Below are 15,018 nucleotides of genomic sequence, written 5' to 3' on the forward strand. Positions count from 1 at the left end.
TTAGTTACGACTTCTTTAGTTAGATGGACCTTGTATTATAATTATATACAGTCTAGTTTTTATGAACAGAGGAATAAAAAATGCTCTGAAACTACTTTCAGCTTAAGCTGTTCTATAAAATTGTTTTGAAACTTCAACCTATTCTATTACAAAATATTGAAAGCGTTTTAAAAATGGTATATAATAGGCTCATAAGAAAAAAGAAAAGGAGGAAAGTGGATGCCACAAATCAGTAAAGAAGCTTTGATTGAACAGATTAAAGACGGAATCATCGTTTCTTGTCAGGCACTTCCTCACGAACCGCTTTATACAGAAGCGGGAGGGGTCATTCCCTTGCTAGTCAAAGCGGCTGAGCAAGGAGGCGCAGTAGGTATTCGAGCAAATAGTGTTCGAGATATCAAGGAAATTAAGGAAGTTACAAAACTTCCAATAATTGGAATCATTAAGCGTGACTATCCACCACAAGAGCCCTTTATCACAGCCACTATGAGGGAGGTTGATGAACTAGCAGCTCTTGATATTGAAGTCATTGCTCTTGATTGCACCAAGCGAGAACGTTATGATGGTTTGGATATTCAAGATTTTATCCGTCAAGTGAAGGAGAAATATCCAGATCAACTCTTGATGGCTGATATCAGTACCTTTGAAGAGGGGTTAACAGCTGTTGAGGCAGGCATTGACTTTGTCGGAACAACCTTATCAGGCTACACATCTTACAGTCCAAAAGTAGATGGCCCAGATTTTGAATTGATTAAAAAACTCTGTGATGCAGGCGTAGACGTTATCGCAGAAGGAAAGATTCACACACCAGAACAAGCCAAGAAAATCCACGGTTTCGGAGTACGAGGCATCGTTGTAGGTGGCGCTATTACTAGACCAAAAGAGATTACGGAGCGTTTTGTTTCGGGTCTTAAGTAACACAATCATTTAAAAATGAGGAGAGTGGTGAATTCGTAGAAATAAATGAAAACGTATACAAGAACTACATTGCTCATTATCCAATTTGGATACGATAAATAATATTTAGGAGAATACACATGAAATTTAGAAAATTAGCTTGTACAGTACTTGCAGGTGCTGCGGTTCTATCTCTTGCTGCTTGCGGCAAATCTGACGCTAAAAAAGATGCTGCTAAATCAGGTGATGCAGCAGCAACAACAACAACTGAAATCACTTGGTGGGCGTTCCCAGTCTTCACTCAAGAAAAATCTGGTGACGGTGTTGGAACTTATGAAAAATCTATCATCGAAGCTTTCGAAAAAGCAAATCCAGATATTAAGGTTAAACTAGAAACAATCGACTTCAAGTCTGGACCTGAAAAAATCACGACAGCTATCGAAGCTGGAACTGCTCCAGATGTACTTTTCGATGCACCAGGTCGTATCATCAATTACGGTAAAAATGGTAAATTGGCTGAGTTGAATGACCTCTTCACAGACGAATTTGTTAAAGATGTAAACAATGATAATATCATCCAAGCAAGTAAAGCTGGTGATAAAGCATACATGTATCCAATCAGTTCTGCACCATTCTACATGGCTATGAACAAGAAAATGTTGGAAGATGCTGGTGTAGCTAACCTTGTTAAAGAAGGTTGGACAACAGATGATTTTGAAAAAGTCTTGAAAGCACTTAAAGACAAAGGATACACTCCAGGTTCATTGTTCAGTTCTGGTCAAGGGGGAGACCAAGGAACACGTGCCTTCATCGCTAACCTATACGGCGGTTCTGTAACAGACAAAGAAGTTACTAAATACACAACTGACGATCCTAAGTTCGTCAAAGGTCTTGAAAAAGCAACTAGCTGGATTAAAGATGGTTTGTTGAACAACGGTTCACAATTTGACGGTGGAGCAGACATCCAAAACTTTGCAAACGGTCAAACATCATACACAATCCTTTGGGCACCAGCTCAAAACGGTATTCAAGCTAAACTCTTGGAAGCAAGTAAAGTTGAAGTGGTAGAAGTTCCATTCCCATCTGATTCTGGTAAACCAGCTCTTGAATACCTTGTAAACGGATTTGCAGTATTCAACAACAAGGATGAAAAGAAAGTTGCTGCGGCTAAGAAATTCATCCAATTCATCGCTGATGATAAAGAGTGGGGGCCTAAAGACGTAGTTCGTACAGGAGCATTCCCAGTTCGTACTTCATTTGGTAAACTTTACGATGACAAACGTATGGAAACAATCAGTGGTTGGACTCAATACTACTCTCCATACTACAACACAATCGATGGATTCGCTGAAATGAGAACTCTATGGTTCCCAATGTTGCAATCCGTATCTAATGGCGACGAAGAGCCAGTAGCAGCTTTGAAAGCCTTCACTGAAAAAGCAAACGAAACTATTAAAAAAGCAGCAAAATAATAAGTCCTAAATGAACATGACAGCCCCCTTTTCCCTGTGCATAGAGGTGTACGAAAAGGGGGACTTTTGTTTGATAATGTAAGAATCTGATTGGATCAAAATTAAAATGAAGTTCTTACATAAGCTTATCTTGAAAAAAATTTCATTTTGATTTTAAATCCTGTCGGATAACAGATAACAAAAAATTATTGAAAGTGAGGTGCCGACTGTGAAAGTCAATAAAATCCGCATGAGGGAAACTATTGTTTCCTATGCTTTCTTAGCACCAGTTCTATTATTCTTTACCATCTTTGTTTTAGCTCCTATGATTATGGGCTTCATCACTAGTTTCTTTAACTATTCGATGACTAGCTTTGAGTTTATAGGCTTAGACAATTATATTCGTATGTTTAAAGACCCAGTTTTCATGAAGTCTTTAATCAATACTGTAATCTTAGTTATTGGTTCTGTACCGGTTGTTGTACTCTTCTCGCTCTTTGTAGCATCACAGACTTATCAACAAAATGCGGTAGCTCGTTCATTCTATCGTTTCGTATTCTTCCTACCTGTAGTTACTGGTAGTGTTGCCGTAACGGTTGTATGGAAATGGATCTATGATCCTCTATCAGGTATTTTGAACTTTGTGCTTAAGTCAAGCCACATCATCAGCCAGAACATTTCTTGGTTGGGTGATAAAAACTGGGCTTTGATGGCGATTATGATTATCCTTTTGACAACATCTGTTGGCCAGCCGATCATCCTTTACATCGCGGCAATGGGAAATATCGACAACTCTCTAGTTGAAGCGGCTCGTGTTGATGGAGCTACAGAATTGCAAGTTTTCTGGAAGATTAAATGGCCAAGCCTTCTTCCAACAACTCTTTATATCGCAATCATCACAACCATCAACTCATTCCAGTGTTTCGCTTTGATTCAGCTTTTGACTTCCGGTGGTCCAAACTACTCAACAAGTACTCTCATGTACTACCTTTACGAGAAAGCCTTCCAATTGACTGAGTATGGCTATGCCAACACAATCGGTGTCTTCTTGGCAGTTATGATTGCCATCGTCAGCTTTGTTCAATTTAAAGTACTTGGAAACGACGTAGAATACTAATAGAAAGGAGACAGCTATGCAATCTACACAAAAGAAACCTTTAACAGCCTTCACTGTTATTTCAACCATCTTCTTGCTCTTATTGACTGTACTGTTTATCTTTCCATTCTACTGGATCTTGACAGGTGCATTCAAATCACAACCGGATACCATTATGATTCCACCACAATGGTTCCCAAAAGCTCCAACAATGGAGAACTTTGAACAACTAATGGTTCAAAACCCAGCCATCCAATGGATGTGGAACTCGGTTTTCATTTCTTTGGTGACTATGTTATTAGTCTGTGCAACCTCTTCACTTGCAGGTTATGTACTAGCTAAGAAACGTTTCTACGGTCAACGTATTCTCTTTGCAATCTTTATTGCAGCTATGGCTCTTCCAAAACAAGTTGTCCTTGTGCCTTTGGTACGTATTGTCAACTTTATGGGAATCCATGACACCCTTTGGGCTGTAATCTTGCCTTTGATTGGATGGCCTTTTGGGGTTTTCCTTATGAAACAGTTCAGTGAAAACATTCCAACAGAATTGCTTGAATCAGCTAAAATTGATGGTTGTGGGGAAATTCGTACATTCTGGAGCGTAGCCTTCCCAATCGTGAAACCTGGATTTGCAGCTCTCGCAATCTTTACCTTCATCAATACTTGGAATGACTACTTCATGCAATTGGTAATGTTGACTTCACGTCAAAACTTGACCATCTCACTCGGGGTTGCGACTATGCAGGCCGAGATGGCAACTAACTACGGTTTGATCATGGCAGGGGCTGCCCTTGCAGCTGTGCCAATCGTAACAGTCTTCCTTGTCTTCCAAAAATCCTTCACTCAAGGGATTACTATGGGAGCTGTCAAAGGATAGTACTCTGCGAAAATTGAATATAGTACAATTTGTTTATCAATATGCAGAAGTATCGTTGATAGACTAAGAGAATACAGGATATATAAGTGTCTACAAAATGGAGAGGAGTTGCTTGCTTCACGAAGTTTTGTTAGACACTTATAAACTTGATTTTTGACTTTTTAGATACTATTTAGAATAGTTATTTCCCATTTTAGTGGTATCCAAGATAAGTATGTTGTACTTATCCTGGACGGAATTTTTGAGAGTAAAATAGTTCGGGGAACTATTTTAGCCTGAGCCTAGAAATGAATGAGCGAGGAGCTCAAAAATTAGGTCTTTCATTTCATGGTTTTCTAAAATCATCCACTGGATAATTTTACCTTCCGTCCGCACTATTTAAGGGAAATTATAAAAAGATAAATCAAATTGGAAATAAGCATCAGAAGCGAAGGAAATTACTATGATTTTTGATGATTTAAAAAACATTAGCTTTTACAAAGGAATTCATCCTAATCTCGATAAGGCCATTGATTATCTCTATGAACATCGTAAAGATAGCTTTGAATTAGGAAAATACGAGATTGATGGAGATAAGGTCTTTCTAGTTGTGCAAGAAAATGTTCTTAACCAAGAAGAAAATGATCGCTTTGAGCATCATAAAAACTATGCAGATTTGCATTTGTTAGTTGAAGGACATGAGTACTCTAGCTATGGTTCTCGTGTTAAAGATGAGGCTGTAGCCTTTGATGAAGCCAGCGATATTGGCTTTGTCCATTGTCATGAACAATACCCACTTTTATTGGGTTATCACAATTTTGCAGTCTTTTTCCCAGGTGAACCTCATCAACCTAATGGTTATGCAGGTATGGAAGATAAAGTTCGCAAATACTTATTTAAAATTTTAATCGATTAGTCAGTTAGGAGGAGCAAACAATGGCACATAAAGGATCTGGATTGATAAAAGCAGCATTCGATACGGATAACTTTCTTATGCGATTTTGTGAGAAGGTTTTAGACATCGTGACGGTCAACCTACTCTTTGTTGTGTCTTGTTTGCCTATTGTGACGATCGGAGTAGCAAAAATTAGTCTCTATCAGACAATCTTCGAAGTTAAGAGTAGTCGTCGTGTTCCTGTTTTTAAAACGTATATGAGAGCCTTTAAGCAAAATTTGAAATTAGGACTCCAGTTAGGTTTGTTGGAACTAGGAATTTTTCTGATTAGCGTAGTTGACTTGTCTCTATTCTGGGGGCAAACAGGCCTAGGCTTCCAGCTCATTAAAGCCATTTGCTTGGGAATTCTGATATTTTTAACTCTGGTTATGTTGGCTAGCTATCCTATTGCAGCACGCTATGACTTGACTTGGAAAGAAGTGCTCCAAAAGGGGTTGCTCCTGGTCAGCTTTAACTTCGTGTGGTTCTTCTTGATGCTTGCGATTATTTTATTAATCATTATGCTTCTCTATCTATCAGGCTTTACGCTCGTACTTGGTGGTTCAGCATTTCTACTCTTTGGCTTTGGTCTTCTTGCCTTTTGCCAAGCTGGATTAATGGAAAAATTGTTTGCTAAATATCAAGCAGATTGAAAATGATATGAAACTACTTTCAAGCATGAAAAGCTACGAGAGATGAATAGAAATTAAAATCTAAGTGGCTGAGATGTATTGAAAGCGCTTTTCACAAGGTGTATACTAAAATAGTAAAAAATCATCTGCTCAGAGCAGATAATAAGAAATCTTAGGAGAAATCTATGTCAGATTTAAAAAAATATGAAGGTGTCATTCCTGCCTTCTACGCATGTTATGATGATGCGGGCGAAGTAAGCCCAGAACGTACTCGTGCTTTGGTGCAATACTTTATTGATAAAGGTGTTCAAGGACTTTATGTCAACGGTTCTTCAGGTGAATGTATCTACCAAAGTGTAGAAGACCGTAAATTGATCTTGGAAGAAGTCATGGCAGTTGCTAAAGGTAAATTGACAATTATTGCACACGTGGCTTGCAACAATACTAAAGACAGTATCGAACTTGCTCGTCATGCAGAGAGCTTGGGTGTAGATGCTATCGCAACAATCCCACCAATTTACTTCCGTTTGCCTGAGTACTCAGTTGCTAAATACTGGAACGATATCAGTGCTGCTGCACCAAACACAGACTATGTTATCTACAACATTCCTCAATTGGCAGGTGTTGCTTTGACTCCAAGTCTTTACACAGAAATGTTGAAAAATCCACGTGTTATCGGTGTTAAAAACTCTTCAATGCCAGTTCAAGATATCCAAACTTTTGTTAGTCTTGGTGGTGATGATCATATCGTCTTTAACGGTCCAGACGAACAATTCCTTGGTGGCCGTCTCATGGGTGCTAAAGCTGGTATCGGTGGTACTTATGGTGCTATGCCAGAACTCTTCTTGAAACTCAACCAATTGATTGCAGATAAAGACCTAGAAACAGCGCGTGAATTGCAATATGCTATCAACGCTATCATTGGTAAATTGACTGCTGCACATGGAAACATGTACGGTGTTATCAAAGAAGTCTTGAAAATCAATGAAGGACTTAATATCGGATCAGTTCGTTCTCCACTTACACCAGTGACCGAAGAAGATCGTCCAGTTGTAGAAGCAGCTGCTCAATTGATTCGTGAAACTAAGGAGCGTTTCCTCTAATCAATAGGAGGTTTTATGACTAATTACGTTGCAATTGATATTGGTGGAACTAATATCAAATATGGTTTGATTGACCAAGATGGACAACTTGTAGAGTCTCACGAAGTAGCAACTGAGGCTCATAAGGGTGGTCCACATATCTTACAAAAAACAAAAGAAATTGTAGCTAGCTATCTAGAAAAAGGACCAGTGGCAGGTGTGGCTATTTCCTCAGCGGGAATGGTTGATCCTGATAAGGGTGAGATTTTCTATGCTGGTCCACAGATCCCAAACTATGCAGGGACTCAATTTAAAAAAGAAATTGAAGAAAGTTTCCAAGTTCCTTGTGAAATTGAAAATGATGTCAACTGTGCAGGGCTAGCAGAAGCTGTTTCTGGTTCTGGAAAAGGTGCAGGAATAACGCTTTGTTTGACCATCGGAACAGGTATCGGCGGTTGCTTAATCATTGACGGCCAGATTTTCCATGGATTTAGTAATTCTGCCTGTGAAGTTGGCTATATGCATATGCAAGATGGGGCTTTCCAAGATTTAGCTTCTACAACTGCCTTGGTTGAGTATGTAGCTAAGGCTCATGGTGAAGAAGTAGCCCATTGGAATGGTCGTAGAATTTTCAAAGAAGCTACAGAAGGCAATAAACTCTGTATGGAGGGAATTGACCGTATGGTAGACTATCTTGGAAAAGGTCTTGCTAATATTTGTTATGTTGCCAATCCAGAGGTTGTTATACTAGGTGGTGGTATTATGGGGCAGGAAGCGATTTTGAAACCGAAAATTCGTACAGCTCTGAAAGATGCGCTTGTTCCAAGTTTAGCGGAAAAAACAAGATTAGAGTTTGCGCGTCATCAAAATACTGCGGGTATGCTTGGAGCTTACTATCACTTCAAAACAAAACAATCCTAAGTTGGCCTTGCCAATTTAGGATTTTTTAGTCATAAACAGTAAAATGATCATTTAGTAAAAATCTAGTTAAAACTTTGAAAACCCTTGCATTTTTTAATATAACATAGTATATTTATAATAATGCGAAAACTCTAGAAAAATTCTTGCTAATGGAAGCATTATTTTATTGTTTGAAAATGTAAGCGATTTCTACAGCCTTATATTTACTCAAAATAAATAGCTCAGAGAAAGAATTTTAAGCTAGGGAATCAAACAAAAATTGTCGCCAGATAACACTGGGCTCGGGCAGTAGCTGACTGCTCTAGAAGATTAGGAGTATTTGATGAAACAATATTTTTTAGAAAAAGGTCGAATATTTAGTATTCGTAAACTGACTGTTGGTGTTGCTTCTGTAGCAGTCGGTCTTGCTTTTTTTACATCTGGTAATGTTGCGGCTAGTGAACTTGTGACAGAACCAAAACTTGAAGTAGATAGTCAAGTAAAAGAAGTGGCAGATGTAGATCATGAAAAAGAAGAAGCAGTCAAAGAAGAAGTAACTGAGAAAACAGAACCTACTGTCGAGAAAGTGGCAGAGGAAGGAAAAACTGCTGAAGTGGCTGGCGATTTACTCCCTGAAGAAATCCCTGATCGTGCTTATCCTGATACACCAGTGAAAAAAGTGGATACTGCAGCTATCGTATCAGAAAAAGAAAGCCCACAAGTAGAGACTAAGAGCATTTTGAAACCTACAGAAGCAGCTCCATCTGAAGCTGGAAAAGAAAATAGAGCCATTATCAATGGCGGACAAGATCTTAAGCATATCAATTATGAAGGTCAACCAGCTACATCTGCTACTATGGTTTATTCAATCTTTAGCTCACCTTTGGCCAATGGCGGTAGTCAGCGATACCTTAACTCAGGTTCAGGTATCTTTGTTGCTCCAAATGTCATCTTGACAGTGGCCCACAACTTCTTGGTCAAGGATGCAGATACTAATGCGGGATCTATCCGTGGTGGTGATACGGCTAAGTTCTATTACAATGTAGGTTCAAATACTGCTAAGAATAATTCTTTGCCAAGCTCAGGAAATACTGTTTTGTTCAAGGAAAAAGATATTCATTTCTGGAATAAAGAAAAATTCGGTGAAGGCTATAAGAATGACCTAGCCTTGGTTGTAGCTCCAGTTCCACTTTCAATTGCAAGTCCAAATAAGGCAGCTACCTTTACTCCTTTAGCAGAACATCGAGAATACAAAGCTGGAGAACCTGTTAGCACCATCGGTTACCCTACAGATTCAACGTCTCCAGAATTGAAGGAACCAATTGTTCCAGGTCAATTGTACAAGGCGGACGGTGTTGTTAAAGGTACTGAAAAGTATGATGATAAGGGAACAGTTGGTGTCACTTATCGTTTGACTTCTGTATCAGGTCTTTCAGGTGGTGGGATTATCAACGGTGATGGTAAGGTCATTGGGATCCACCAACGTGGAACTGTCGATAATGCGAACATTGCTGAAAAAGATCGCTTTGGAGGAGGGCTTGTCCTCTCACCAGAACAATTGGCATGGGTCAAAGAAATCATTGACAAGTACGGTGTCAAAGGTTGGTATCAAGGCGATAACGGCAATCGTTATTACTTCACTCCAGAGGGAGAAATGCTTCGAAATAAGACAGCTGTTATCGGTGAAAACAAATATTCCTTCGATGAAAGTGGTGTAGCAACTCTCCTTGAAGGTGTTGACTATGGACGAGTTGTTGTCGAACACCTAGACCAAAATGATAATCCAGTCAAAGAAAACGATACTTTTGTTGAAAAGACAGAAGTTGGAACTCAGTTCGACTATAACTATAAAACAGAAATTGAAAAGACTGACTTCTTCAAGAAGAATAAAGAAAAATATGAGATTGTATCGATTGACGGCAAAACTGTCAATAAGCAACTAAAAGACGCTTGGGAAGATGATTATAGTGTTGTGAGCAAGGCTCCTGCAGGAACTCGCGTTATCAAGGTTGTTTATAAGGTCAATAAAGGTTCCTTTGACGTTCATTATCGTTTGAAAGGTACCGACCAAGAATTGGCAACTGCAACTGTGGACAATAATGAAGGTAAAGAATATGAAGTTTCCTTTGTTCACAGATTCCAAGCCAAAGAAATTGCAGGCTACCGTGCAGTCAACGCAAGCCAAGAAGCAACAATCCAACATAAAGGAGTGAACCAAGTTATTTTTGAATACGAAAAAATTGAAGATCCAAAACCAGTAACTCCTGCAACTCCAGTGGTGGATCCAAAAGACGAAGAAACAGAAATTGGAAACTATGGACCACTTCCAAGCAAGGCTCAATTGGACTACCATAAAGAAGAATTGGCTGCCTTCATCCACTATGGTATGAACACCTATACCAACTCTGAATGGGGGAACGGTAGAGAAAATCCTCAAAACTTTAACCCGACTAACCTTGACACAGACCAGTGGATTAAGACTCTGAAGGATGCAGGATTCAAACGTACAATCATGGTTGTCAAACACCATGACGGATTTGTGATTTATCCATCTCAATATACAGACCATACGGTGGCTGCAAGTCCGTGGAAAGATGGTAAGGGAGACCTTCTCGAAGAGATCTCTAAATCAGCGACTAAGTATGACATGAATATGGGTGTTTACTTATCACCATGGGATGCCAACCATCCTAAATATCATGTTGCAACTGAGAAAGAGTACAACGAATACTATCTCAACCAACTCAAGGAAATCCTTGGTAATCCTAAATACGGAAATAACGGTAAGTTTATCGAAGTTTGGATGGACGGTGCTCGTGGTAGCGGAGCTCAAAAAGTAACCTATACCTTTGACAAGTGGTTCGAGTACATCAAGAAAGCTGAAGGAGATATCGCTATCTTCTCTGCTCAACCAACAAGTGTACGTTGGATTGGTAATGAACGTGGGATTGCCGGTGATCCAGTTTGGCATAAGGTCAAGAAAGCTAAAATCACTGACGATGTGAAGAATGAATATCTCAACCATGGAGACCCAGAAGGAGATATGTACTCTGTCGGTGAAGCAGACGTTTCTATCCGTTCAGGTTGGTTCTACCATGACAATCAACAACCAAAATCAATCAAAGATTTGATGGATATCTACTTCAAGTCGGTTGGTCGTGGAACGCCACTTCTCCTCAATATTCCACCAAATAAAGAAGGTAAATTCGCAGATGCAGATGTGGCGCGCTTGAAAGAATTCCGAGCAACCTTGGACCAAATGTATGCGACTGACTTCGCCAAGGGAGCAACTGTAACTGCAAGCTCTACTCGTAAGAATCACTTGTATCAAGCAAGCAACCTAACAGATGGTAAGGATGATACTAGTTGGGCATTGTCAAATGATGCCAAGACAGGTGAATTTACTGTGGATCTCGGTCAAAAGAGACGCTTTGACGTAGTCGAACTCAAAGAAGATATTGCTAAAGGGCAACGCATCTCTGGATTTAAGGTTGAAGTTGAGCTCAATGGTCGCTGGGTTCCATATGGAGAAGGTTCGACTGTTGGTTATCGTCGTCTTGTCCAAGGACAACCAGTGGAAGCACAAAAGATTCGTGTGACTATCACGAATTCACAAGCAACTCCTATTTTGACAAACTTCTCTGTTTATAAGACACCAAGCAGTATCGAGAAGACGGATGGTTACCCTCTTGGATTGGATTACCATTCAAATACAACGGCTGATAAAGAAAATACAACCTGGTATGACGAATCTGAAGGCGTTCGTGGAACATCCATGTGGACCAATCAAAAAGATGCAAGCGTTACCTATCGTTTCACTGGAACTAAGGCTTATGTCGTATCTACAGTGGATCCAAGCCACGGTGAAATGTCCGTTTACGTGGATGGTCAAAAGGTTGCAGACGTTCAAACCAATAATGCAGCTCGTAAACGTAGCCAGATGGTTTATGAAACAGATGACTTGGCTCCAGGTGAACATACTATCAAACTTGTCAACAAAACTGGCAAAGCTATTGCAACTGAGGGTATCTACACGCTCAACAATGCTGGTAAAGGTATGTTTGAGTTGAAAGAAACAACCTATGAAGTTCAAAAAGGCCAACCAGTTACTGTAACCATTAAACGTGTTGGTGGTAGCAAAGGAGCTGCGACAGTTCATGTTGTGACTGAGCCAGGAACAGGGGTTCACGGTAAAGTTTACAAGGATACAACTGCTGACCTGACTTTCCAAGACGGTGAAACAGAAAAGACTTTGACAATTCCGACAATTGACTTTACGGAGCAAGCCGATTCAATCTTTGACTTCAAAGTGAAAATGACTAGCGTTTCTGACAATGCCCTTCTTGGATTTGCTTCAGAAGCTACTATTCGAGTGATGAAGGCAGAATTGCTCCTAAAAGACCAGAAAAGCTATGACGATCAGGCACCTCAGCTTGACTATAGTCCAGGTTGGAACCATGAAACGAACTCAGCTGATAAATACCAAAATACAGAATCATGGGCGTCATTTGGACGTTTGACAGAAGAACAGAAGAAAAATGCCAGCGTAACAGCCTACTTCTACGGAACAGGTCTTGAGATCAAAGGATATGTGGATCCAGGACATGGTATCTACAAAGTAACGTTAGACGGTAGAAAAGTCGAGTATCAAGATGGCCTAGGTAATGCTTCTGAGTACAACGGTAAGAAGTACTTCAGTGGTACAGCCACTACTCGTCAAGGTGGTCAGACTCTTGTTCGTTTGACTGGACTCGAAGAAGGTTGGCATGCTGTAACCTTGCAATTGGATTCAAAACGTAATGATACTACGAGAAATATTGGTATCCAAGTTGACCAGTTCATCACTTATGGTGAAGATAGTGCTCTTTATACCAAAGCAGAGTTAATCCAAGCCATGAAGAGCTGGAAGGATGAGTTGGTTAAGTTTGACCAGACAAGCTTGAAGAATACTTCAGAGGCACGTCAAGCCTTCAAGTCAAACTTGGATAAATTATCTGAGCAACTTTCAGCAAGTGAAGCCAATGCACAAGAAGTTCTGAAGACAGCAACAGCTTTGCAAACGATCCTTGATAAGGAAGAAAATTATGGCACAGATGATACGCCAACACCAGAACAGCCAGAAGAACCAAACTATGACAAGGCCATGGCAAGTCTGACAGAAGCAATTGAAAGAAAGACAGCCGAGCTTGGTGATGATAAGGAAGCTAAGAAGAAGCTAGTTGCATTAACAGAGCAAGCCTTGACAGCCATCCAAGAAGCTAAGACTCAAGATGCAGTAGATAAGGCCTTGGAAACTGCTTTAGCTGCTATTAATCAGCTTCAAGCGACTCCAAAAGAGGATCCAAAACCAGAAGAACCAAGCAAACCAGAAGAGCCAACCATCGACTACGACAAGGCTATGGCAAGCTTGTCCGAAGCGATTGAAAGAAAGACTAAAGAACTTGGCGATGATAAGGAAGCTAAGAAGAAATTAGTTGAGTTGGCTGAACAAGCTCTTACTGCCATCCAGGAAGCTAAGACTCAGGATGCTGTAGATAAAGCCTTGGAAACTGCACTAGCTGCTATTAATCAGCTTCAAGCGACTCCGAAAGAGGATCCAAAACCGGAAGAACCAAGTAAACCAGAAGAGTCTAAAGTCGACCGTCATAAGGCGATTGCAGAATTGGCTGTAGCAGTCGAGAAAAAAGCTGCTGAACTTGTCGATGATGTAGCTGCACAGGAAAAACTGGTTGAACTTGGAGAGAAAGCCCTTATCGCTATCCAAGAAGCCAAGACCCAGGATGCAGTAGATAAGGCATTGGAAACTGGTCTAGCTGCTATCAATCAGCTTCAAGCAAGTCCGAAAGAGGATCCAAAACCAGAAGAGCCTGCTCAACCAGAAGAACCTAACTACGACAAGGCTATTGCAAGTCTGACCGAAGCGATTGAAAGAAAGACTAAAGAACTTGGCGATGATAAAGAAGCTAAGAAGAAATTAGTTGAGTTGGCCGAACAAGCTCTTACTGCTATCCAGGAAGCTAAGACTCAGGATGCAGTAGATAAGGCATTGGAAAATGCTCTAGCTGGTATTAATCAACTTCAAGCAAGTCCAAAAGAAGAAGTGAAACATTCAACTGTTCCAACTGAAGGAGATAAAGTCTTAGTTCATAATCTACTAAGTCTTGAAGTAGTAGAAGAAGCAATCGGCTTCAAGACACTTAAGCAAGATGATCCAACTCTTCCAGAAGGTGAAACTCGTGTTTCTCAGGTAGGTCGTGAAGGTAAAGAACGTATCCTTACTGAAGTGGCAGTAGATGGAAGCCGTACTGAAAAACTTCGTGAAGTTGTTGAAGCAGCACAAGATGAGATTGTCTTAGTTGGAACTAAGAAAGAAGTATCAGGTAAAACTGATCCAGCAATCCAAGAAGTACCAGAGTTCACAGGCGGAGTGAATGGAGCAGACGGAGCTATTCATGAAGTACCAGAATTCACAGGCGGAGTGAATGGCGATGAAGCATCTAGACATGAAATGGCACCAGAATTCGTAGGCAGTGTTAATGGAGCAGACGGAGCTATTCATGAAGTACCAGAATTCACAGGCGGAGTGAATGGCGATGAAGCATCTAGACATGATGTAGCACCAGAATTCGCAGGCAGTGTAAATGGAGTAGACGGAGCTATTCATGAAGTACCAGAGTTCGCAGGCGGAGTGAATGGAGCAGATGGAGCTATTCATGAAGTACCAGAATTCACAGGTGGAGTGAATGGCGATGAAGCAGCTAGAGATGAAGTGGCACCAGAATTCGCAGGCAGTGTTAATGGAGCAGACGGAGCTATTCATGAAGTACCAGAATTCACAGGCGGAGTGAATGGTGATGAAGCACTTATCCATGGTGAAAAACCAGAGTTTACAGGTGGAGTAAATGGTTCAGAAGCTGCTGTCCATGAAATCCTAGAATACAAAAACGAGCAGCCTATTGTAGCTCGTGCTGTATCACAAGGCAATACTTATCAAGCACCTGCAATTCGTCAATACAATCTTCCAGAGACAGGTATGAACGAAACTGCAACACTTGCAGCTCTAGGTGCTGTAGGAGCGCTTCTTGGATTTGCCGCGTTGGGAAAGAAAAAAGACGACGAATAAAATACTGAGAACTCAAAAATTACTCTTTGAGAGAGTATAGATGGCGT

The 15,018-nt window shown here is 40.4% G+C and carries 9 protein-coding genes; all 9 read left to right on the plus strand.

Annotation, left to right across the window (positions count from 1 at the left end; genetic code table 11):
- Positions 1-219: 219 nt before the first annotated feature.
- The 9 genes from QM941_RS06410 (at position 220) to QM941_RS06450 (ending at position 14,971) form a co-directional block, all read left to right on the plus strand.
- A complete protein-coding gene (locus tag QM941_RS06410; RefSeq protein ID WP_414339801.1) occupies positions 220-918 on the plus strand; it encodes an N-acetylmannosamine-6-phosphate 2-epimerase in 699 nt (232 codons plus the stop codon).
- A gap of 119 nt (positions 919-1,037) precedes the next feature.
- A complete protein-coding gene (locus tag QM941_RS06415) occupies positions 1,038-2,369 on the plus strand; it encodes an ABC transporter substrate-binding protein (protein WP_414339803.1) in 1,332 nt (443 codons plus the stop codon).
- A 229-nt stretch (positions 2,370-2,598) separates the two neighbouring features.
- A complete protein-coding gene (locus QM941_RS06420; protein WP_414339898.1) occupies positions 2,599-3,465 on the plus strand; it encodes a carbohydrate ABC transporter permease in 867 nt (288 codons plus the stop codon).
- Between the two features lie 16 nt (positions 3,466-3,481).
- The gene (locus tag QM941_RS06425) at positions 3,482-4,321 is read left to right on the plus strand and encodes a carbohydrate ABC transporter permease (protein ID WP_414339805.1); all 840 of its coding nucleotides are present in this window, start codon (positions 3,482-3,484) and stop codon (positions 4,319-4,321) included.
- 442 nt (positions 4,322-4,763) lie between these two features.
- Positions 4,764-5,216 carry a YhcH/YjgK/YiaL family protein gene (locus QM941_RS06430; protein ID WP_045762684.1) on the plus strand — a complete coding sequence of 151 codons (453 nt, stop codon included), beginning with the start codon at positions 4,764-4,766 and terminating at the stop codon, positions 5,214-5,216.
- A gap of 20 nt (positions 5,217-5,236) precedes the next feature.
- Positions 5,237-5,887, plus strand: coding sequence for a YesL family protein (locus QM941_RS06435; protein WP_303943117.1), 651 nt, complete (start codon positions 5,237-5,239; stop codon positions 5,885-5,887).
- Between the two features lie 164 nt (positions 5,888-6,051).
- Positions 6,052-6,969 carry a dihydrodipicolinate synthase family protein gene (locus tag QM941_RS06440; protein ID WP_016466210.1) on the plus strand — a complete coding sequence of 306 codons (918 nt, stop codon included), beginning with the start codon at positions 6,052-6,054 and terminating at the stop codon, positions 6,967-6,969.
- Between the two features lie 15 nt (positions 6,970-6,984).
- Positions 6,985-7,869: an ROK family protein gene (locus QM941_RS06445; protein ID WP_414339808.1), complete on the plus strand. Its 885-nt coding sequence runs from the start codon at positions 6,985-6,987 to the stop codon at positions 7,867-7,869.
- A gap of 322 nt (positions 7,870-8,191) precedes the next feature.
- Complete coding sequence (locus tag QM941_RS06450) at positions 8,192-14,971, plus strand: SIALI-17 repeat-containing surface protein (protein ID WP_414339810.1); 6,780 nt, start codon at positions 8,192-8,194, stop codon at positions 14,969-14,971.
- Positions 14,972-15,018 lie beyond the last annotated feature (47 nt).

The organism is Streptococcus timonensis, from assembly GCF_047460355.1.
GTDB lineage: Bacteria > Bacillota > Bacilli > Lactobacillales > Streptococcaceae > Streptococcus > Streptococcus timonensis_A.